Origin of the sequence: Paenibacillus beijingensis (genome assembly GCF_000961095.1) — a bacterium.
GTDB classification, from domain to species: Bacteria; Bacillota; Bacilli; order Paenibacillales; family Paenibacillaceae; genus Paenibacillus_O; species Paenibacillus_O beijingensis.
In genome coordinates, this window is the sequence record NZ_CP011058.1 from 730329 (window position 1) to 753562 (window position 23234).

The window sequence follows — 23234 nt, forward strand, 5'->3', positions numbered from 1 at the left end:
GGCAGCTCCTTACTGCAAACCCGTTACTTGCTGCATCAATTCGTTCGCCCTTTCATGACCGGGCTCGCGAACCAATGCTTCCTGCAGCGCACGAACCGCTTCGTGCGGATCGTCCAGTTTCATATAACATTCGCCTAGAGAAACCCAGATGTCCGCTTCGTCCATCCCTTGATCGAGACAGTAACGAAAATCGTCCGCAGCGGCCGCGGGGTCTCCGCCCAGAACTTCCGGCGTATTCAGCAGTCTGGCTCCGTTCATTCTCCGGGCGAAAGGATGATTCGGATCGATTTCGAGCGCGGTTGCGATCTCCTTTTCCAGCAGCGGTAGCAGATTCATCTTCTCGAGCATAATCCCCGTTTCGATCAGACGGCCATATGCAGCGGACAGCCAAGCATGCGAGTCGGCGCTGTGAGGATAGAGAGCGACCGCTTTCTCGAACAGTTCCCGCGATTCCTGAAACTTGCGGGCTGCAAGCAATCTACGTCCCCGGTCGAGCAAATCGCTCATCGCCGTGGGCGCTTCGGGAACGGCTGCATCCAGCTTTTGTATATATACCGGCTTCTTCGAAGGAGCGTTGCGCACCAGATCGTCGCGGTCGAGCAGTGCATTGCCGGCAGCGATCTCTACGGTGACAGGCACGCTTAAGAGCCCCGTCAATTGAGCGCGCAGCGCTTCCTCCGTCCAGTCTGCGCCGCGATGCGAATCCAGTATAAAGTGAAGTCCGTTCCGCCCTTCGATCACTTTCCAGGCATCGGGTACGGGAGCGAGCGAATAGACGGCATCTTGAATATCCCTTGCGTCCAGCACTGCATCCCCAAACTCGATTCGGTCCCTCCGCCGGCCGAAATGAACGAGCTTGCTTCCGGTTCGCCCGCAAGAACATTTGCAAGGTTCGACGGCGACAACATCTTCGTTGAAGTACCGCAGGAGCGGCGAAGCTTGATGAGACAGTGTCGTGACCGCCGCGAATCCCTTCGCACCCGGAGCGGCATGCTCTAAGCCTTGCTCTTTCAACACTTCCACCACAAAATCTTGCTCCACGATATGCATGACGCCATGCTCGCACATCGCGGCAATGTTGCCCGTTTCCGTAGAACCGTACATGTTGAATACCGGAACGTTCCAAAGCCGTCCGATATGTTCTCTGCGACGTTCGCTCATCAGTTCTCCTGCAACGCAAATCGCCCGCAAAGCAGGAAAATCTTTAGCCGGATCCAAACCGAGTAGCCGCGCGGTCTCAGCCAGCAATTCCATCTCTCGCGGCAGTCCCGCGATGACGGTGACGCCAAGACGCTTCATCAGCTCGAGCACCCTAGGGTAAGGCGTAACGGGAGTGCGCCCGCTCGCGGGAACGACGCCCGCCCCCGTTTGCCGGGCCGCTTGCTGCATCAAGAACGCGGGCAGCGACATGGCATAAGGAAAGCGGATCAGCACCAGATCTTCCGGGGCCAAACGAACGCCGCATGCGCTCATTTGTTTTCCGCCGAGTTCCATATCCTCAATGGTAAACCAGGAGGCGGAAGGCTCCCCGGTCGTTCCGAACGATTCGTGATACTGGGCTACTTCATTAATGCCGACAGCAAGATGACCGAAGGCGCCGGCCTTCCGCAGATCTTCTTTCGTGGTCAACGGCAGCGTGAGGATTTGGTCCAGTCCGATGCTTGCCGTATCGAAATTCTTTAATTTTTCGGTATACAACGGCGATTTCGCGATACGAACCAACAATTTCCGGAATTTTCGCTCCCGCTCCCTATTGATGCCGGACATTGAGGACTCCCCCTTCATATTGATCGGCTTTTCATTTGACAATAACCCGGGTCGCTTTGCCGAACGTGCGGGGCAACCCGCGCTTGATGACCACCTGGCAATCGACGCCTGTGCGGTTCAACATATGGCTCCGGACTTTCTCCGCCAATTGTTCGTCGCTTAATTGGGTACGGAATGGCTCGGTCTCAATCGTTAACCGGCCTTGATCCAGGATGAAGTGATACCACATGCTTACATCGGGAATTTCCATCAGAAAATGTTCCAACAAAAACGGGGAGTAGTCGATGCCTTCCAGGTTCATCATATTTTCCATCCTGCCCCTAAGGTGCAAGACATCCATCGTAATCCCGCAATCGCATTGCGACTGTTGCAGAAACCCGATGTCCCCGCTCCGGTACCGCACCATCGGCATCCCTTCGCGCAGCAGCGTCGTGACAACGATTTCGCCGGTTTGGTCATAGCCGAGCGGCGCCCCGGAGACGGGATCGATAATTTCCACTTTCACATGGCCTTCCATCACGTGATAACCTTGGTGTTCCTTGCATTCGACCGCGATAACGCCGCACTCGGTCGATCCGTAAAAGAACGATACTTCGCATCCCCACCATTGCTCCAGCCGCTTGCGGAACGTGTTCGAACACCCTTCCCCGGTAAGCAATATTCGGCGCAAGCGAATATCCACGCCCGGTTGAATGCCGAACCGCTCGCTTTCTTCCGCCAAAAGAGCCGCATAAGAAGGTGTGGTGGCGAGCACGGTCGCTTGATACTCCTTCATGAGCTCGAGCGATTTGTCGACGGGTGCCATGTATCCGCCTTTGCCGAGCGACAAAATGGCGGTGCCGAAAGCAAACTGGAACAAGCGCTGAAATCCGAGTCCGGGAAGCGCAAACTCGTATGGAAGCGCGATGGCGGCGATATCGCTGTCCGACTCCGGAAACAGCTCCAAATATTTGGGCAGCAGGTCGTAAACATATTGATCGGCCAACGTGTAAGACGTGTAGATCGGCTTGCCCGATGTTCCGCTTGTCAGGTGAACCTGGCCGATGTGCTTCGGGTCGACGCACAGCAGCTTCATTTTATCTCCGCGAATGACGTCTTTCTTCAAGAGCGGCACCGAAGACAACTGGTCAAGACTGTCAATCGCCGGCTGCTGCAACCCGGCTGCCGTCATTGCGGAGCGATAAAATTCGTTATGCTTCCAAACATGTTCGAGCGTTAAATTAATGGCTTTGAGCTGGTAATCACCACGTACTTGTTGCGGCAGTTTTTCAATCGTTCTTCCTTCATCGTCCAACTGATTGTAAAAGGCTTTTAACTGTTCCAAATGCGAAGAATGCTCGTCAATGGAAACGGTCATCTTATGAGATTGAGATCTCATGGATACCCTCCTCTTATAGAACAAACTCTGGTTGCTCGCTTTATAATATTTAAATAAGTCGTCAACAACCATCGACATCCACCCAAATATACTAAACATCCCTAAAATTGGTACAATCGCTGAGGCCCGGGGCGGGTATTTGCCGGGTATTTGCCGGGTATTTGTCGGGGATTTGTCGGGGCTTTTCGAGGCTTATAGCAGCTCTTCATCCTATATCTGCCTAGTAAATCGAAAAAGGCTGCCATGTCGGCAGCCTTGATTCATTGCGATAGAAAAGCATCCTTATCAGTAGATCCGGTCGCGGAGCCCAGGCGTTAGCCGCCGGTCTAAACCCGAAACTCAGGCTTCAGCAACCGATCTAAACCCAGAGCTCAGCCGTCATTCGCCATCTCAATACCGCCCGACTTGCTTCAGGTAGTGATCCAGATTCGCGCGGATTTCCTCTATCGAGTCTCCCCCGAATTTCTCCAGAAAGGCGCGCGCCACCTCCCAGGCTACGACATGCTCCATCACGACGCTTGCTGCGGGAACCGCACAGCTGTCGGAGCGTTCCACTTGCGCGGTGAACGGTTTCTTCGTATCGATGTCCACGCTGCGGAGCGGCTTGTACAAGGTCGGGATCGGCTTCATGACACCACGCACGACGATCCGTTCGCCCGTCGTCATGCCGCCTTCGAAGCCGCCGGCCCGGTTCGACGCCCGGTGAAAGCCTCGCTCTTCCGTATACAAAATCTCGTCGTGCACCTGCGAGCCGCGCAGCCCGCCCGCCCCAAAGCCGATGCCGATCTCGCACCCTTTGAACGCGTTGATGGAAACAACCGCTCCGGCAATCCGCGCATCCAGCTTGCGGTCCCACTGCACATGGCTGCCGAGTCCGACCGGCACGCCTTCGATGATGCATTCCACGATGCCGCCGATGGAATCGCCTTCGGCCTTGATCTGATCGATGTGGGCCGTCATCTTCGCTTCCGTCTCCTTGTCGACAACCCGCACCGGCGATTGTTCGGTAGCGGAGATCAACTCGTCCACGGACAGGTTGTTCGGCGGCGCTTCGATCTCCCCGATCCGGATCACCTGGCCCGCCACCTTGATGCCGAACGCGGCCAGCAATTGGCGCGCCACTGCGCCGACGGCTACCCGGGCGGCCGTTTCCCGTGCGCTGGACCGCTCCAGCACATTGCGCAGGTCCTTCAAGTTGTACTTCAAGCCGCCGTTCAGGTCGGCATGTCCCGGACGGGGCCGATTCACCCGCCGCTTCGCTTCGTCGCCGCCCTCAATCGGCTGAATATTCATCACCGTCATCCAGTGCTTCCAGTCATTATTCGTTACAACGAGCGCCACCGGCGCGCCGGTCGTACGGCCGTGCCGCACGCCGCCGACGATGTCGGCCGTGTCCTTCTCAATCTGCATCCGTCTGCCCCTGCCGTGCCCCAGCTGACGGCGGTGCAGCTGAAAGTTCAATTCTTCGAAATCCAACTGCAGATTGCTAGGGAGCCCTTCGATAATCGCAGTCAGTTGAGGGCCATGCGTCTCTCCGGCTGTCAAAAACCGCAAACTCAATGATCAGCTCCTCCTCTCCCATACCCAAAGAAGTGACGCAACATGATCGTTTCCAAAATATGGATAAAATTTCATGAACGTCTATCTTTTTGTATATGCCGAACAAGCAGCCATAGTGCGGGCGAGATGAATTATTAGGTGCGGATTTCGAAAGAGCCGCTCAAAATCTATGAAACGAATTTCATAGATTGACCAGAACTTGAGTGTTGCGAATTCCACTTAGCAGTCACTCAAATGGACAGACCTGTTGTGTAATTCGATTTTTGCAATTAAGCCGGTTGGTTTAAATCTCAAAAAATGTCGAACAATATTGTTTGCAACGTTGTTTATCTAAACAAAGAGAGAGCAGGAAAACTTTCCTGGAGTGTTGCATCATTCCATTTGGACATAAACCCACTTCGCCAAAAAAGAAACCTTGAAAGGCATAAAGCCAATCAAGGTTATCAAAATAATACAAGGTCTAGGCTTTTCTCCAAAAGCCTTTAAATGGGAAGTCTGTAATTGCTAAAACTCATCTTTGATTACATTGTTTGCATTTATACAGTTTCTCATCATAGAATTGACTTGCACTTTCAATGCGTATTTCTTCTATGTCGTTACTTTGAACAAATTCATCTAAATATTTTCGAAATCGTTGGTATTCGATTATTGATCTGAATGAATCAATTTCTTCAAACACGTTGCAGGGACACTTTATTTGATTATCCAGTCTGGGTTGATGCTCTGTATCCATACTTGGTTTCCACCTCCTACCAATCCGCCTTGTGGTGCTGCATACCCATCAAATATTTCTGTTCCTTTTGGAACTTAAAGATTTGAGGTATACTCTCAGACTGAAAAATATCGTAGTTAAGCACCCGATGTCACAGGAGACCCCTGTGACTTTTTTTATTTACTCTTGTTAATCAGAAGGTTTACAATGAACGCAACAGCTATCTTTTCTCCCGTAACCCTGTATGTTTCAAATCGATTTGATTTTACGCAGCGAGAAGCGAAGATCTACAACATTGTCATCATGAACGGTTATTCCAATAAGGAATTTGCAACTGCGCTGGATATTAGCGAGAGAACAGTAAGAAATCATTTCCAAAGGATGATGGAGAAATCGGGCGTGGATTCAACTAAAAAAATGATGGCGATTGGAATGTAGGCGATCTCGAAATGAACTGCTGAGGAGGAACGCACTAGCTGTAACTTTACTCATAAATTTGCCAATTCAAAAAAGATGGGGCGTCCCTAAAGTGATATGCTCCCCTTATAGTAGACAAGTTAAATAATAAAACCTGCTGCTATATGGGGAGCTTTTTCATGCCTAATAAACAATATAGTCCCTATGAGCTTGCCATCATACAGGAAATCGAAAGTGGATAGATCAGCGATATGGCTGCAACAAAGAAACACGGTATTACCAAAACAACCTTAGTGAAATGGACATCGTTATGAGTTGTGCGGAATAGAGATTCGAATTCGCACCAAACGTTATTCCGCGGATCTTAAGCTTCTAGTCGAGCAGGATTACCGCCTGTAGCTTGAACATTAAGAAACGTACAGGTCAATATCGAACTCTGCTTTTATATCATGAGCAAATTCAATAATGTCGTGCTCGAAATATATAGCAGGCGTTTGATTATTTTTAATTTTTATGATAATGCTAAATAGGTAATTAAGTTGATATTTATCCTTAAGTTCTAACAATTGAACTTTTTTAGGACGAAGTATTGAAAGAAGTTCCCCAAGTTGTTGATTAACGTCAAGTGATTCTGACATGGGAGTATAAATATTCCAACTTGTTTCTTTTGCCACAGTAAACTTACCTTGTTGTCCTTTAATAGTAAAGTCCGAAGGATCTTTCTGCAAAACATTTGAAACATCATCAATTGAAAAATCATCGGCGTAGATTTTGAACCTTGCTATTATACTTGTTTTTTCCAAATTACTCACCTACTAATATAATATCCTGTTTCAATCGGTTGCCCTTTGCCGCCTTTAAGGTATCTTAATATTTCGCCCGTATGTTTATCACAATACAAATCATATCTTTAAATTTTTCCACCTACAAACATAAAGAAAAGGTTAACCAGATTAGGCTGGCTAACCTTAAAATAAGAATAGAACCAAATTCAGATACTGAATAAATGTATATTACCTTAACCTAAAAAAGTAACTACCCTCGTAATTATTCACAACATTTTCATGCGAATCAAATACAAATTTTATGTTTTCACTAAAATACTTCATATATCCCAAATCAGATAGTGACTTATTGAACATCGTTGTTATGTTATCTGAAATACCATTATTCAGATTTTGTAATACATCATTATCACTTTCGTAAAACACATAAACTTCTAACGAGAAATCAAACATAGGAATAAAATGAATTGTATAAATTCGTGCGTCGTTATCCTTTGACCAATCAATTAATATTTTCTTTGCTTTCTCAATTATCTCCCATTGCTTATCTTTCTTACTCATAACGATAGCTTCACTCCTATTTTATTGACTTCCAGATTGAACCATCTCGAACAAAGCTGTAACCCATTTCCCTGAGAAGATTTACTTCATTTGCAAAATATCCTGTTGCTTCAGCAGGATTGTGAGAAAGAATAAAAGATTTACCGGCTTTAGCTTGTTGCTTTATGAATGATTTATTAATATTCCATATATTGTTTTCTCCGACCTTACTTACAACTTCGTCCCAATTATCTAATTCAAAATATGTTGCACCTCTTTCTTGAGCCACTTTCACATAAGATACTCCACCCTGGTTATATTTTCCCAGAACAACTTCAGAAGATTTAATATTTTTTGTAGCTTGCTTAGCAAGATTGGCATAAGTTTTGGAAGCATTACCAGCTCCGATAAAACTTTTAACCCAATTTGATGTTTTATTTATACCAGATTTAACAACTGAAGGCCCGCTTGATATCGCACCTCCTACAAACCCTGAACATTGAGTATCATAAAAACAACCGATAAAAGCATCAGAAATTCCTGATTTATCACCAGTGATATGAAAAGACCCTTTTGGATACCATTTGCCCTTTGCTACTCCACCTTCGTAAATAGTCCTTCCAAAATTTATTGATATGCTGTCTTTAATATGAACTTGACCGTTTCCACTTCCATTACAATCCCCAGGGTGTGAATAATATTTCCCATTGACTGTTGCAGAACACCAATTACCTGTTGGGTCAGAATAAATCAATGGATTATTACTTACATACGTATACATATTCAAACTAAGCGGATTCCTAATCTGCCCTTCATACGTATCCTCACCAATAAAGCGTCCGATACTAGGATCATACCATCTCGCTCTTAGGTATTGTAAGCCGACGGCACCATCCTGCATCTCTCCGGAGTACTTAAACATTTGAGGTATACTCTCAGATTGAGATGATATATTACCGAAAATATCATAGCTGTACTGGTTCAAAACCGTCTTGCCCGAACTGTCCATTAAGTTGGTAATATCCCCATGGCCATTCTGAACATAATACGCTTTCCCTTGGCTATCCTCTCGAGCGACCAGACTGTTGCCCCTGATATAACGGGCTTTCATCGTTGATGACCCGCCATTGTCATACTGGATATAGTCCAATACTACATTTGTATTCAAGGAAGAAGCATTCTTTGTCCCTTTAACAACTATCTTGATGGTATGCTTTCCAAAAGATAGCGTTCCACTCGTGTAGACAAACTGCTGGAATCTATAAGAAGAAGAATATAGGTCTATATCTGTAGCAACAACTGTTCCATCAAGTACAACATCTACCTTTCCAGAATAAGCGCCTTTACGCATTGCAACATCGACGGAACTTCCTGTGAACGTGAATTCAGCGGAATTGGTTGCAACGGAGCTGTATGTTGAAGACCCGCCATAATCACTGCTGTCCGTGCTAAGCGTCCAGGCCCCGCTGTACACGATCGATGCGGATGTATTATCCACCTTCTGCTTCGCTACATTTGCCTCAGCTATGATTTGGTCTCCATCCCAATAGTAACGAACGGATTGTCCATTCTCACTTCGCTCCCACAACAGTCCATCGCCGTTATATCGATACGTGACTCTTCCGCTGCTGGCTGGCTTAACGCTTGTTAATTGGTCTCGTTTATTAAATGTCGTGGTTTCATCCGGACGGTCAAAAGGCCGGTTCGTCGACAAACTGGTACGATTGCCGCGCGAATCATAACGATACGTTTCATTAAATTGAGAGGATGTTTTAATCCGATTTAATTCATCATAGATGAAACTATTAGTCGTTCCATTTTCCGTTCTCGTCTTGAGATTCCCGTTGTTATCATAACTGTAGCTGAAACTGTTCAGTAATGAACCGTCCGATTTTTTCTCGACTAATGTACCGATATTCTTGCCATCGTAGGTATAAGAAGTGGTAACCCCATTACGCTGCGTAATTTGTTTTAACAGGTTATCATTAAAATATTGATACTTCGCATCGAAATCCGTTGCGAAGTCAATCGAGGGTCCGACGGCATCCAAGCGATTTCGGGAATCATAATGGTAATAGGTATTGAACCCAAAGGGATCATTCATTACATTTCGATTCCCATTGGCATCGTAATCGTACGTGATTTTTTTACCATCCGGGAAGGTGACGGCCTTAAGATCACCTGTTGACGAGTTGTAGGCGTATGACGTGTTGCCCGTCCCATCGCTCATACTGGTTCGTCTTCCAGCCAGGTCATAGCCAAACGAGATGGTTTCCTCGCCAGAAATCGGGTTCCAGCTGGTGTCGACAATCTCCTTTTTCTTGAGCTGGTTTCGATTATCGTACGTATACTTAAACCGGCTCCCATTACGATCGATCAACTTGGTTTGGTTATCATTTCCATCATAATAATACGATTCAATATTGTTTTTTCCGCTTACAGCTATTACCGAATTCCGAATTAGCCGCCCAAGCTCATCATACTGCTTGGTCGTGGCTTTATTATCGGGATAGGTGATTTGGGTCAGATTACCAAGCATGTTATACCCATACGAAGTCGTTTGCGTGACCCCGTCTACAACATTGCTGACGCTTTTCAACTGACTTAAAGCATCATAGCTATAGGTTGTCGTATTGGACGGGTTGACATTGTCGGTGGCCTTTATCATGTTCCCGGCATTGTCATAGGTATACATCATGAGCGTCGATGGCTGGCCGCTCTTTTTGGTCTCTTCTTTTTTTACGGTTCGACCCAGTGTATCGTAATACTCTTTCAGTACATACCCCTCGGGGTCTGTGCTGCTCATGGAATTCGAAATATCATCATAAACAACCGTTGCATTCAGCCCGCCATTCGGATACTGGATCGAGGTTTGACGGCTCCATTGGTCATACCCGTAATTGGTCCGATTCCCAAAGGCATCTTCGGTCCAAAGCAGACGTCCTTTGGAATCATAGCCGTTTTTGGTCTTCGCTTTATAGACCCCGCCCTCCAAGAAGCCCGAGTCGACCTTCCAGCCCACCGGGTTCCAATTCGTGACGGTTTTGACTCCCGTTTCATCGGCTAATGTGATCCGGTTTAAGTAATCGTTATAACTGATTGAGCTGAAGCTTCCATCCGGATGCGTGACTTTAGTGATTCGTCCCAAAGCATCATAAGCATAACGGGTTGTTGAAGGATACCCGTCTGTAAATTGAGTAAGATTGCCGTCTGCCATATTGTATTGGTACTGCTTGGTAATGGTAGAGGCATTCCCGTTAATATCACGAATCGCCGTTGTGGTCTTGGTTGGAAAGGCACTGTTATATACGGACGAATACTCGATCGCGGTAAGTGTATCATTGACCGTTCCGTTTTTGACTCGAATTTGCCCAATATTGCCTGTTGAAGGATCAATATTTTCGTAGCTCGTTTCACGCAGTGGATTGCCTGTCTGACCCGCAGAGTTACCTGCAAAAACCTGTTCCTTGATGACCGTCCCTTGGGTATTGCGGGTCAATTGGGTATACTGCCACAGCTGCGAGCCATTGATCTGCTTGGCGACCGTGGCAAGCAAATGAGAGGTGCTATTAAAGATATAACTTGTGATGGCTCCTGCTGCATCCGTTGAAGCCGTTACGTTTCCGTAATCATCATAAGAGTTGCTGGATGTTCTTACATAGGTACTGGTGGTACCGGATGAGGCATCCGTTGTCTTCGTCGTGACAGGTACAGGCCACCTTCGTGCCCGATCGTACGTATAATCGGTTGTTTTGGTATACGTTATTCCATTATAGATGGCCTTATCGGATATTTTTGTGTTATAAAACACCGGCGGGTTGTTATCATCGATGTAGTCTTTATCGTTGCTAAATGTTGTTTCTTTTGTTCCGTCATTGACCATGACCGAGAAAGTAAAGTCCGTATTGTACGAACTGCCAATATCGCTAGACGGATAGGAGATATCTTTATGATTGACAACTTCAATGGAACCGTCGGACTTGAAAATCCGATCTTCCCGGGATTTCACACGGTAAACCTGGTTTACAGCATTTGTACCAATATACCGGGTCACGGGAGAACTCTCAAACGTATAGACCGACTTTGCGCCCGTCGTATAAGTTACACCTGTTAACAGCGCATAGGGGTTACCTGTATTCGGAGTAGTTCCGAGTAAATTAAACTGCGCATTTTGGAGGCTGTAGTCATAGGTAACAGCACGACCAACCGAATCCACAACTTGCCCAAGAAGTTCCTTGCCATTTTGGGTCTTTTTGTAGTATGTAACCTTTTTATTGCTCGATGTGATGACGACAGAATCCAGAGTGTAGGAAATGTTAATGGAATTGCCAACGGGATCGGTAATTTGACTAAGTACCGAACCATAACGGGCATCATTGGCATAGTTGAAGGTTACTTTATTGTTATAGGCACCCGAGATCTGAATTAACTGTCCCTGTGCATTAAAATATTGGCTTACATTCTGAATGGATTTTAGGACATAGGCAGATGTTACGCCGTTTACCGTAACGGTCGTATCGGCAGTAAACGAAAGGTCTTTCCAAGGGTAACCAACCAGTGTGTTGTTATCCCCAATTTTGAAGACACCTGATCCTGCCAGATGAAGAAATTTCCCCGTTTCATTGATCTCAAGGAAGGAAATGTCCCAGCTCCAGCCTTTTCCGATCGGAAATCGCTTTTCTTCAAGAGGCTGTTGGGTGCCATTCGAGCCTTGGGCAATGGTCATTTGCTCGAACTGGGAAGCGTTGCTGTCATAAGTACGAGTTAAAGTAAATCCAAGACCATTCCGGCCCGGCAGCGAGAGATCGTCAGCTTGGATGGATAGACCACCTGATAAGGTAGAGACCGTTTCACTGTCCAGTTGGATCGCGAAAGGGGCCTCGTCAGGTTTGGTTTTGACGTAGCTGTAATCCGGTGCCGGAGATGACGTGGTACTAGCAGCAACCGACATCGAGAACGTTTGCTCACCGAGGGAACTCGTTATGGTACTCTTGGCACTCTTGGAGTTATTAACGGGGCGCGGCTTCACTTCATCCAACCGATCAGATAAATTGCCCCCTCGTTCTTTTTGACGCTGTAGGGCTTTTTCTACGTCTTCCAAAGTGTATCCCTGATCAAGGATATCTTGAATATCACTTTCCGGGATTAACAATTCGTCACTCAGCTTTTTTCGTTGATGATCAGACGAAGGATCCATTTGAGTGCTGTCTTGGTGCTCTTCAACAGCCGCGGCATATGTAGTCCCGCTGAATGACGGGATCGAAGGTAAAATTGAAAAAAACATCGTTAGGATGAGAACTCTGATGATTATATTCTTCAACAGCTAAGCCTCCTCTTCCGATTATCTGAGGTAGCCCTCGGACTACCTCAGCCTCCTTTTATCTTCTAGCGAACGATCGTTGTCGTTTTGGAGATAATGTTTCCATTGCTATCATATTGATAGGTGGTCTGGAACTGCAGGGTAACGCTGCTTAACGAAAAATTATAAGCGAGCGACGTGCTGTAATTCCCTCCAACCCCCACAATTTTGATGTAGTACGTACGCCCCGAAGTCACATCGAATATTTCTTTCTCCTGAAGTCCAGCTCCGTGAACGCCCGCTGTGATAAGCGCCATGGCTGAATCATAAATGTAGACATCATAATTCAATCCGGATGGAACGTTTAGAACCAGCTTATCGATGCCGGTGGTCGGAGCTGTATATTTAAAAAAGTCGACATCGGTGCCCGAGTTGATCAGAGAGCTGTAGGTCTGGTTATAATTGATGGGAAAGGCCTGGGTGTTGCTGTCATTGGGTTCAAATGCATTTGGAAGTTTCAGATTGTTGCGATAAGCAGCATTCGACCATTCAATCCCATCTTTGACAAGGATTTTAAAACTCCAAGTTCCACTTGCAAGCGGAGGTGTCGTAAAGGAAGTAGCGCTGCCACTTTTGACCCCCGAATCATATCCAATCGATGCCCAGTTATTTTGAGAACCTAATATTTGATAGTTACTCTCCGCTTGTCCATCTGTATCCGAATAGGTCCATGTAAAAGACAGAACGTTATCGGTAAGCTGTTGTCCATCGGTATAAGACGTAATCGAGGCAATAGGCAAATTGTTAATTTTAATATAATAAGCAGCTGAATACCCTGAGATTGCCCCTTTTTTATCTTTTGTCCGAACCTTCCAGTTGTAGGTGGTGTTTCGTGCAAGTAGAGACGACGGTACCGAATACGAACTTAGTGATGTTGTGACCCAGCCTGAATCTTTTACAAGCGTAGAACCGTTAAAAATTTGAACCTGATAGGCCGATTGTGCATCTCCCGCGTCCGGATCGGAGAATGTCCATTTTAGGACTGGATTAGTAACAACTCTTGTTGGAGTTGAGGAAGAAGTTGATCCTGGGTTCAGGCTGGTCGGCGCATTTGGCGCTTTGTTATGTTTTATTGTAAATGGGGCGTCAGATTGATCCCAAGGACCATAAAGAGAACCATCGTAAGCTCGTATACGGATTAATGCATTCGTTGAATCTGAGACAGAACTAAAATTATATTGGTATTGTGTCACTCCTGCTCCAGTTTGAGATACCAGATCAATCCAGTTACCTCCACCATTTGTAGAAAGCTGGATATGATAGTTTAGGCTTGTTTGCGTATTATCAGGATCGACTGCACCATTCCAAACAATATTAAACGTCGAGTCTATAGTCTCACCGCCGTTTGGACTCAGTACAGTGGGTGAAACTATCGGTGGACTATTATATGTAACCGTTAATTTAGGACGATATGCTGAATCTGTGTACTCGTGAGTACGAATAATTTTTGCGCTTTGTAAAGCCCCAGTTCTTACCATCACACCATAATTTGGGGTCCCATTTGCCCATTGCTGGACAATTGACGTGATATTAGTAACCCACCATCCTGGTTTATTAACTGAGTTTAGAACTGTACCAAGATAACCAGTAACAGTCGGAACGGAATTCGTCGAATCATATGATGGGACTTGAGTGGTTGTTTCATCCCACGCCGAAGTAACTCTATAAACGTTTCCTGTGTGAGAATTATCGGTATAACCTGAAAAAATATAAAGCTCCATCGACGCGTTATTAATTACACTATTAATTGGAATAGAGGTTAAATCAAACTGAAAAAAACCTTCATATGAATTATAGCTGCTATCATAGTAACCGCTCCATGAACCAACCGAGAATGAATCACTAGAACCATCATAACAAGAATGCCAATAATCATTACAAGTCATATCTTTCGATGTTGAAGTAGTTATCACACTTGGATCTACGTATATCGGGAATTGTAAATCGGTTGTGTCAACATCGAGTTGAATAAAGGTTTCACCATCAGCTTCATCAATGATTTGAGATACATCCCTCTTTGTTCCATTGGCATCAACAAGCCATGCGGGCTGCAGTTCAAAATTTTTTGAATTTTTTATATCACCAGCTACATGGAATCTGAAAGTGGTCGGAGCTTGGTTGTTTTTTAAAATAATCGTTTCCTTTATGCCTATATCAAGTACTTCCAACTGCACATCAGTGTTATCCCAAGCGTTGTGATATTCCGCTTTATTGCTGTAAACATCAGCTGTTACAGTATTAGCGTTATCCCTGTCGTTCTGATTTTCCGCTTTGCTATAAACAACAGCTGTTACAGTATTAGCCTTTATTGGGGTAAAGGTAAGTTTTTCCGAACCTTTACCAATGGAATATCCACTATCGAATTTTTTCGGGATCTTTACGTCGAAAGGTACTTGAGGCGCTCTGTAACTTGTTTTTGTTCGATCGATTTTTATATTTTTTCGAATCTCTTTGTTTTTCAATACAATCTTTTTCAAAACATCAGATGAGACTTGTGAAAATGGGATATTTACCATGTCTAAATCAGCCTCATCGATAAGCTCAGTGTTAATAGGCTGCCAATTACCTGTATTATCCAGGAAATTTTGAGGTCCCATCGTAATATCTGCAATAAAAGATCCATCAGAAAGCTGATAATGCTTACTATTTGCAGTCCTACGCTCTACGTCTTCCCGTACCACAGTTTTACCTAGCTTCTTTGCTTTGTCGAGCACCCCCACAGGATATCGATTGTATGTAACTTCTGCAACTCTTTTGCTGGTTTGTGGATCATTTCCATATACTGTTTCACTAACCACTTCATCCTCTTCTTTGTATGTAACAGAATTTTTCATTGAATCAGAGATATTTCGTGCTTGGACTACAGTCAGCGATAATGACTGAAATACGAAACAAAAGAGTAACAGAAAGGCCAACTTTCTCTTCACATAGATCACCTCTTCTTGTGAAATCATTCATTGCTTACTTTATTGATCAAAAAAACTAAACTAACACCTTCCCCCTTTATTTGTGATTATAACTGCATCATTTCGACAGCTAATATCATTATGAATTCACCCTATAAAATATGTAAGAGGCTTTTTTTGTCGAATTAAATGTTATATTGACTAATCAGGTTAATATACCCATTGTTATCGAAGGTCGATATACGACGGTCTTTACTTAATTTTTTCGTACCTCCACTATTAGAATTCGCTAAAAGAAATTCCTTAGATACTCTGGGATTTAAAATATCTAAATCGGCCTGATACATCCTCATAATGCTTTTTTAGAATATTTTCTACTCTCTTGGTACATTAGTAAAATAGCCAAATAAGGACTGTCTTTTCGTTCTTACACCCCTACCTCTCTAAGCAATTGTTCGACAACATCATCAATTATGCGCCTTTTTCATAAAAATAGATAAGAGGTGAAAATGTAGAGGATTTGCTTCTCAATAAAAAAGAGCACATTATTATAGTGTGCTCATAAAGTCTTTCAATTTTCATAGGTATTATAAAAAATTGAGATTTCGTAGTTTAGAGAGCCCTTCAACATCTATCAATAGCCCGTTAGCTCCGCCGTCCCTTTGATCTCCCACTCGATCGGCTCCATAACCTGGAATGCCCGGGGATAGGCGAGCCGCACAATGAGGACGACACCGGGTTTATGAAGCGTTACATCATAATCGTACAAATCGCTGCGGTACGTGTATGGAAAGGCGCGGTCGCCGTTGACGACTTCAAACGCGAGCACTTCGACGCGTTCTTTCAAAAATGATCCCGGGAGCGGGTTGCCGGCGCCGTCCAGCTGCAAATTGGCCTGCAAGTAACGCGCAGCTTGGGCGGATGCGGCGCTTTCGTCGATTATCAGCCGCCCCTCCGCCAGCTCGGCCGCATCCAGCTGCTGCGCAGCCGCATGAGCTGCGCGATTCACCGCATGCTTGCCTCGAAACAGCGTCTGCACAGCTAATTCCTGATCCGTTTGAAGCGCATGCGCGGCAAGCCATACGGTCATCATAACAATAACAAAAAGCAGCTTGTACAACGCGGTACCCCCTTTTCTTGGCCGGGGCGGCTGTTACGGCACATACTCGCTCATCTTCATGCCTGAAGCGCTCATCCGCTCGTCCGGAGCAGGGGGAGTGAGCCCGATTAAACGGTCAATCTCCAGCAGCCGCCCAAACGGATAGCTCATCGTAAGCGAAAGCCCCGTCCCTCTGAGCAGCGGCGCAGCGGGATTCGTGGCGTCTTTGCCGTCCGTTGCCGAAACGACGAATTCAATATTGTCCGGCTGCAGCCCGAACCGGCTTAACCGCTCCCGAGACTTCTCGATCATAGCCGCATCGATATAACCGTGATCGGCGTTGGCGCCGACCTCCAGCAAATAATCAACCTCCTTTTGCAGCAAGGCTTGCCTTACGATAAGCACGTGCTTGTAAATAGGCGAAAACATGATCCAGCAGAGCATGGCCGCAAACAGCACAAAAATAAGAATCTGTTTCATGGGCTCGTATTCCGAATGGAATCGGCCATCGCCTTTCCGTAGCTTGTCAGCCCCGCCTTCGTGCCGCCTTCACCTGAGGCAACCGTCAAGTAGAGTGTAATTACCGTTACAAGCAGCAGCATCGAGATCAGGATTGAACGCATCGTCCGCCCCTCTTTCAAAAGATTTGATGCCGCGGCAGCCTAACGTCAGGCCGCCGCTCGTTTGCATTCCTATTATCGAAGATCAATCCGCCTTTACGGCACAAGCGCTCCGATTTGCGTATTGGCCGAGTTGCCCTGCGTCTGGATTCGCGTGCGGGTGCCCGTCGTGCCGTCTGCGATAATGGAGTTGTAAATGACAACGACCACAACGAGCAGCATTACGGTCATCAAAATGTTTCGCATGGTTTCACCTCCTTAAGGTTTTGCCAACGGCAAAACCACTTCGTAAGCATCCACTTAAGGTTTTGCCGGAGGCAAAACCACTTCGTAAGCATCCACTTAAGGTTTTGCCGGAGGCAAAACCACTTCGTAAGCATCCACTTAAGGTTTTGCCGGAGGCAAAACCAGCTTCGTAAGCATAAGCACCGCCTCAATTCAAGGAATCGAACAGGCGCTGGCCTTCGCGCACCCAGGGATAAATAAAGATTTGAAACGTGTATAAGATCGGGATGCCTGCCAGCACAAACAGCAGGTAAGAGCTCGACTCTTTGCGGCTTTCTTTGATCAGCTCCAGCTTCTCTTTGTAATCTTGTATCCGTTCGCGCAGCAGCGTGTAATACGCTTCGTCTTCATGAAGCCGCAGCGAATCGATCGTTTCCACAAAGCTGAGCCCTTCCTCTGTGCCGAGCCGCAGCTTGAATTTCCGCAGCGCCCCTTCGGCATCGTGGTACCATTCGCCGAGCATTCGCTGCATGTCCCCCCGGATCGTCTTGGCATACGGAACGCAGCGCATCAGCTTCGTATGAACATTCAGCGAAGAGCCCGATAAATAGAGCAGCTGGGAACTGATGATATAGATCTCCTTAGTGATCCGCTGCGACCGGATCCGGCGCACATACTGAAGCGACGGCTTGTCCCAGATCAGTCCGATGCAGAGGGCCAGCGGAAACAGGTACCAAACGAACGATAATTGCGGGCCGTATCCAAAAAAATGAAAGAGCGCAGGAGCGGCCAGCAGCAGAAGCGGAATGAAGATCAGCAGCAACCGTCTTGTCAATACGTAAAGGGCCGCGTCTCCCGTAAATCCGCATCCGGCTAGCAGCGCTTGCCGTTCGGTCAGAACGGGATGCTCCCGGGAGAGAGCGAGCCGGGCAAGCCATCTGTCCGGAACGGAACGGCTTTGCCATTGAACCGCGGTTAGATGCATCCAGCGCGGGCGCCGTCTCGGAAGCAGCCGGAGCAGAGCAGAGGCAGCGATCAATCCAAACAAATACTGCGCCGCCAGGCTTAGTGCGAAGATGAAACGTGCCGTCCAATCCGGAGTGTCCAAGGAGCATAACCTTCTTTCTTACATTTTTTTGCGCGACAGCCACAGCCCCATCAAAAAAGAGGCGAATATGAGCACGATCGCATTGAGCAGCATATCGCGTCCCTGCGGGTCGAGCACGTAGTAAAGATAGGAATTGGCCCGGTTGTAATGGAAGTTGATGCCCATAAAAAAGGCCAGAAACAATACCGGGGTAAAATTGGCGATGCGGATTTCCAGCAGCTTATGGCGCTCCTGTTCGTTCGCCCGCCTCGACTTGCGCATATCGGTAATGAGTTCCTTCAGATTGCCGGTAACGGTGTGGCCTTCCGCCAAGGCAACCCGCATGATCTGTACCAAATAGTCGCCCCATATATGACCAAGCGAGGTAGAAAAAATGCGCAGGCTCGTTTCGTCATCCCCGCGGACCGAGAGGTTGCGGTACAGCTGCTCGAACACCGCCTGGACGTGCCCGAGCATCCGCTTCTCCTCCACCGTTCGCTTCAGCGCGGAACGAATGTGACGCTCGCCGGTAATGAGATAGCACTGGTAAAACAATTCGACCGCCGGCAAAAAATCCATCTGCGTCTGCAGCTGCCGGTGCACGAGCATGGAGCGGAGCGCCGCGTAGGGCAGCAAACCGAGCACAACGCCAAGCAGCAGGCTGCCTTTTACGCTCTGAAACAGAATCGCTCCGCTCGTTACCCCGGTTATCAGCAGCAGCGCCGTCATCAGGATAAATCCTTCAGGCCGCAGCGAGAGGCGAAGCGATTCGAGCAAATCGGACACATGGCGGTGCGGTTTTTCGAACCGGGCCACAAAGGCGGCCAGCCTCGCTCCGAGGCGCCGGTTCCGGTTATAATTCAGACGGCCGGCCGACTGCCTGCTGTCAGCACCGATAAGCAGCAGCCGCTGCAGGGCGATGAACAGGCAAATGAACAAGGCCGCCAAAGCGGCTCCGACTGCAATTGTCATCATCCGCTATCCCTCCTTTTCCCTCCCCGCGGCCATATAAGCAGCAACAGCAGGCGGGGGCGGCTCCGGATATATCCATTTCCCGTCCGTCTCGTTAAAGACGGCCCAATCGCGTACGCGAACTTCCCCCTCTTCCCATCGCAGCTCGCCAAGGCGCACGATACGCCTTTTATTCGCGGCAATTCTCATCTCAATTCCGACCTGCGTCACATATTCGGCAATCCGTTTGACAAGCCGCTCGGGATTCATTCCGCGATTATCCAGCATGCACATGTCCGTTACCGCTTCCGGGACGTCTTCGAGCGCGCTCGCATGAACGGTCGTCATGCTTCCCGAATGCCCCCGCGTGCAGGCGCGCACGTAGATATTGGCATCTTCATCGCGTATTTCGGCATGCACGATGCGCTCGGGAGACTGCCGCAGCGCGAGCTTGAACGCCTGCGCGGAACGGTGCATCGGATCGTCCTCCTCCATTTCATACTCGATAATATTACGCTGCGGAAAATCCCGCCCGAGCCTCATCTCCAGCCTTCCTTCGAGCGTTACGATCCGCTCTTCCTCCGGCAGCTCGGCGATGAGCGCCTTCATCAGATGGGTTTTGCCGGAATTCGTCGGGCCGATGATGACCACATTGAGCCGGGCCTTCAGCACGCCGCGCAGCATTTGGAGCAGCGGCCCGCTGATCGTCCCGTATTCCGAGGCGGCCAGCGATTCGAGACTGAACGAGCGGGCCGTATAAAAGCGCATCGTCAACGTCGGCACGGCCGTGAAGCCGAATCCGGTCATTGTCACGCGCGACCCGTCCCGCAGCATCACTTCCGCCCATCGTTTGCGGGGGTTGATGCGGTCATTGTTGTACAGAACCAGATTTTGCTGAATGCGCTCGACCTCTTTTTCCGACTCGAACGAATACGATGAACGGCTGACGGTGCCGCGCCTGACTTCGAAAATCCGGGTGCCGACAACTTGAATTTCTTCCAGCCCTTCTTTCTCCCGCAATAGGAGCTCCAATACTCCAAGCCCGATCACTTCGGCAAACAGCGCTTCGGCAAGCGTTTGATACTGACGGTGACCTCCGGGCAGCTGATGGATGCGCAGGCGGATCAGACGGTCGGAGATGAGCGCCAAAATTTCTTCCCTCTCCCGCAAGTAACCGAGCACGGCACGATTCAGCTTCTCTCCGTATTCCTTCCGCTCTTCTTCCGTCATCCCGCGCGGCGCCGCCAGGTATGCCCTCATTTCCTCGGCCAAACGTTTAAAATCTTTGGCGGGAGCAGTTTCCGCCGCGTCGCTTGCGCCGCGCTCCACTGCCGCTGTCTCCGCATTTCGGGCCATTAATGCACCCGGTTCGTGTTCCTCGGGCATAGAAAGCCGGATGCGGGCGGAATAGGCTGAAGGGGAGAAACGTTCCCGGCCGCCGCTCACAAGCCGACGCCTCCGCGGTGAGTGAGCAGCTTGCGGTACCAAGGCTGTACGGTCATGACGGTCTTCCGCTGCAGTCCGTATCGTCCCATCAGCTTTTGCGAAGTCTCTTTCATCGCCTTTTTCCCTTGTTCGTCCCCCCTCAGCCAATCTTCGTACCTGCCGCTGTCGAGCAAAGAAAAGAACGTCTCATTTAACTGCATCTCTCCGATCGGAGCAATCCCGGTCTCTTTACCGATTTCTTTCATCGAATACCCTCCAATTTTCCATGGCGGTTGAATCACCACCATTTCATATTGTTCCGGCTGTACGCCGAACAGCGGCGATACTTGCTTGATCCAGCGGTTGCCGTCTTCCTGAAAATGAGAGAGAGCGCCGGTCGTCACCAGCACGCGGCTGCCGGCCCGGCGAAGTCCGCATATCGTCGCCGCATTATCCCAGTAAGCGCCGACATCAAGCAGCGTGAGCGAAAACGTCCGCTCAGCCACATCCAGCAGATGCTCCGCTTCTTCCGGCGTAAAAAACTCCGCTTGATCCCGCATCATATTGCCGAATAATACATGCACACCCGGCAGTCCCCGAACCGTATGACAGGCGCGGATCAGCTTCTGTGGCGTCAGAGATCCCGCTCTAAGCTCCGGCCGCAGCCCGTCCAGCGTGCAGCCGGGCGTATCGACGCCGAGATACCGGTGAAGCTTGGCGCTCTTGAGATTCAGGCAAAGAAACCCGACCGGCTTGCCGCTTTCTTCCCCCAGCCGGTAAGCGGTGGCAAACGCGGCGGCGGTTGTACCGATATTCGGCGTGGTGCCGATGTAGGCGATCAAAGGCGATTGATCCGTCACGGCGCGCCTCCTTCCGCTTCCCCTTCCGTCCCCATCGTCAGCGGACGGTAAGCAATTACCAGCTTATTTGTTCCGTCTTTGCACAGGGAGTCGATTTTGAGCCACTGCTCCTCCGTCAGATTCAAATTGACAAACTCGATCATGCCGTTTGCATTGCGGCGCGAAGCGTACATTTTCTCCTTATCCCCATCGGCCAGCGAAAGCAGATTCGGATTGGTCATATCGTCCACCTCCTGATTGCCGCTCGTCTTCACGGAGGCAACCGTCACTTCTTCCGGAAACAATCTGGATGAGCGAGTGTTGTCTCCCGAGACATAAATGACGACACTGTCGCCTGCCCGTATCCCGTTGGAAACCGAGAGCACGTATTCGCGGGGGAGCTGAAAGGTCGATTCCGTTTCACGGGGAAGCAGATGATACCGGTCCAGCTTCCACTTCAGCACCGGCTCCGATTCTCCCAGCGGGACGACCGCTTCCATGCCTTCCGCTTCTTCCGCGTCGAGCAGCATCCCCTCCTTGTAGGCAGAGCCTGCCAGCGGCTTGTACGTTAAATCGTCCGCCCCCAGCCGCTCTCCCGCAGCTACAAAACGTTTCGGCACGACAACGCGCACCGAATCCTGATGTTCGATTCCCCGAAGCTGCAGCACATAAATGCTGTATACGAGTAAACCGGACATGAGCGCTGCCGCCGCGCTGATCAGCGCATTTCTCCGAACCTTCATCGCTCTCCCCTTTCCCCGCCAACGCAAAAAAAGAACGCAGCGGGGGGGCCAATTGGCCCACCCGCTTGCGTTCTTCGCAAAGCATCAGCATATTTGTATAGGTAAATAATACTACCAAGTGAGTATATATTACCAAAGACAATTTCAGATTGTCCAGCCTTTTTCAGACATTTTTTCAAAAAATAAATGCCGGTATTATCCTTCCAGTCTTTCGTAATACAAGCCGCGCAGGACGAAATCCGTCGTGTCCTCGATAAAAGTGCTGCCGGCGGGCAGCTCCTCCCCAAACAGGCCCGTCCAGTATGGATTTGAGAGCGGGTAGAGCAGAACCGATATAATGAGGCCCAGCGCCGTTTGCAGCGAGCGGAACTTGAATATCCCAAGCTCCTTGCCTTCCTGCAGCCATTGGCGAAGCGCCTCCCATACCGGATAGGCATGCTCGCGAATGATCGGGACCCGCTCGGAGTTCGTCAAAATTTCGAACTGGATAATTTTCACCAGCTCCGGGTTGTTCATGCGAAACTGAAGCACTCCCCGCACGAGCAGCCTGACGCCTTCATCCGGTGAAAGAGGCTGTTTGAGAATGTCCTTCATTTGCTCCATCGGAAAAAAATTGTTGAACAGCTCGGAAAAAATTTTATCTTTCCCGCCGAAATAGTACGATATCAAAGCCGCGTTAACGCCCGCATCCTCGCAGATTTGCCGGACGGATGTCCCTTCAAACCCTTTCTGGGCAAACATTTTTCGCGCCGACTTCAGCAGCTTATCGCGTATATTTGCGTCATCTGTCATGTATGCGCTCCTTCTTTCAACCCTGATAT

Annotated in this window: 19 protein-coding genes; 1 reads left to right on the forward strand and 18 read right to left on the reverse strand. The window is 48.4% G+C overall.

Features of this window, described 5'->3' with window-relative positions:
• Positions 1-9: 9 nt before the first annotated feature.
• The 3 genes from VN24_RS03495 to aroC form a co-directional block, all read right to left on the reverse strand.
• Positions 10-1767, reverse strand: coding sequence for an AMP-binding protein (locus VN24_RS03495; RefSeq protein ID WP_082083597.1), 1758 nt, complete (start codon positions 1765-1767; stop codon positions 10-12).
• Positions 1768-1798: 31 nt separating this feature from the next.
• Positions 1799-3145, reverse strand: a complete 1347-nt coding sequence (locus tag VN24_RS03500; protein WP_045669283.1) for a phenylacetate--CoA ligase family protein — start codon at positions 3143-3145, stop codon at positions 1799-1801.
• 390 nt (positions 3146-3535) lie between these two features.
• Positions 3536-4705, reverse strand: a complete 1170-nt coding sequence (aroC, locus tag VN24_RS03505) for a chorismate synthase (RefSeq protein ID WP_045669284.1) — start codon at positions 4703-4705, stop codon at positions 3536-3538.
• A 919-nt stretch (positions 4706-5624) separates the two neighbouring features.
• On the opposite strand from aroC, the gene VN24_RS03515 reads away from it, so the two are divergent.
• Complete coding sequence (locus VN24_RS03515) at positions 5625-5855, forward strand: helix-turn-helix transcriptional regulator (RefSeq protein ID WP_045669286.1); 231 nt, start codon at positions 5625-5627, stop codon at positions 5853-5855.
• A gap of 386 nt (positions 5856-6241) precedes the next feature.
• Here the strand turns inward: VN24_RS03515 and VN24_RS03520 are convergent, their stop codons facing one another.
• From VN24_RS03520 to VN24_RS03575, 15 genes are all read right to left on the reverse strand, one after another.
• Positions 6242-6646, reverse strand: coding sequence for a DUF4279 domain-containing protein (locus VN24_RS03520; protein ID WP_082083598.1), 405 nt, complete (start codon positions 6644-6646; stop codon positions 6242-6244).
• A complete protein-coding gene (locus VN24_RS28665; RefSeq protein WP_082083599.1) occupies positions 6643-6735 on the reverse strand; it encodes a hypothetical protein in 93 nt (30 codons plus the stop codon). The genes VN24_RS03520 and VN24_RS28665 overlap by 4 nt, the downstream gene beginning before the upstream one ends.
• Positions 6736-6847: 112 nt before the next feature.
• The gene (locus tag VN24_RS03525; RefSeq protein WP_045669288.1) at positions 6848-7180 is read right to left on the reverse strand and encodes a hypothetical protein; all 333 of its coding nucleotides are present in this window, start codon (positions 7178-7180) and stop codon (positions 6848-6850) included.
• A gap of 16 nt (positions 7181-7196) precedes the next feature.
• Positions 7197-12479 (reverse strand): RHS repeat-associated core domain-containing protein, encoded by a 5283-nt coding sequence (locus VN24_RS26145; RefSeq protein ID WP_052702762.1) that lies wholly within the window; start codon positions 12477-12479, stop codon positions 7197-7199.
• 65 nt (positions 12480-12544) lie between these two features.
• Positions 12545-15445 (reverse strand): DNRLRE domain-containing protein, encoded by a 2901-nt coding sequence (locus VN24_RS03535; protein WP_045669289.1) that lies wholly within the window; start codon positions 15443-15445, stop codon positions 12545-12547.
• 613 nt (positions 15446-16058) lie between these two features.
• Positions 16059-16544, reverse strand: coding sequence for a hypothetical protein (locus VN24_RS03540; RefSeq protein ID WP_045669290.1), 486 nt, complete (start codon positions 16542-16544; stop codon positions 16059-16061).
• A 33-nt stretch (positions 16545-16577) separates the two neighbouring features.
• The gene (locus tag VN24_RS03545) at positions 16578-17003 is read right to left on the reverse strand and encodes a hypothetical protein (RefSeq protein WP_045669291.1); all 426 of its coding nucleotides are present in this window, start codon (positions 17001-17003) and stop codon (positions 16578-16580) included.
• Complete coding sequence (locus VN24_RS27590; RefSeq protein ID WP_158453639.1) at positions 17000-17146, reverse strand: hypothetical protein; 147 nt, start codon at positions 17144-17146, stop codon at positions 17000-17002. The genes VN24_RS03545 and VN24_RS27590 overlap by 4 nt, the downstream gene beginning before the upstream one ends.
• Positions 17147-17239: 93 nt before the next feature.
• Complete coding sequence (locus VN24_RS27795; RefSeq protein WP_169751041.1) at positions 17240-17389, reverse strand: hypothetical protein; 150 nt, start codon at positions 17387-17389, stop codon at positions 17240-17242.
• Positions 17390-17576: 187 nt separating this feature from the next.
• The gene (locus tag VN24_RS03550; protein WP_052702763.1) at positions 17577-18476 is read right to left on the reverse strand and encodes a hypothetical protein; all 900 of its coding nucleotides are present in this window, start codon (positions 18474-18476) and stop codon (positions 17577-17579) included.
• Between the two features lie 18 nt (positions 18477-18494).
• Positions 18495-19430, reverse strand: a complete 936-nt coding sequence (locus VN24_RS03555; RefSeq protein ID WP_045669292.1) for a hypothetical protein — start codon at positions 19428-19430, stop codon at positions 18495-18497.
• 3 nt (positions 19431-19433) lie between these two features.
• Entirely contained in the window at positions 19434-20852 is a 1419-nt protein-coding gene (locus VN24_RS03560) for an ATPase, T2SS/T4P/T4SS family (protein WP_045669293.1), read from the reverse strand.
• Positions 20849-21691 carry a CpaE/TadZ family protein gene (locus VN24_RS03565; RefSeq protein WP_045669294.1) on the reverse strand — a complete coding sequence of 281 codons (843 nt, stop codon included), beginning with the start codon at positions 21689-21691 and terminating at the stop codon, positions 20849-20851. Before VN24_RS03565 ends, VN24_RS03560 begins: the two co-directional genes overlap by 4 nt.
• Positions 21688-22413, reverse strand: coding sequence for an SAF domain-containing protein (locus tag VN24_RS03570; protein WP_045669295.1), 726 nt, complete (start codon positions 22411-22413; stop codon positions 21688-21690). The genes VN24_RS03565 and VN24_RS03570 overlap by 4 nt, the downstream gene beginning before the upstream one ends.
• Before the next feature lie 195 nt (positions 22414-22608).
• A complete protein-coding gene (locus VN24_RS03575; protein WP_052702764.1) occupies positions 22609-23205 on the reverse strand; it encodes a TetR family transcriptional regulator in 597 nt (198 codons plus the stop codon).
• Between the last annotated feature and the right edge of the window lie 29 nt (positions 23206-23234).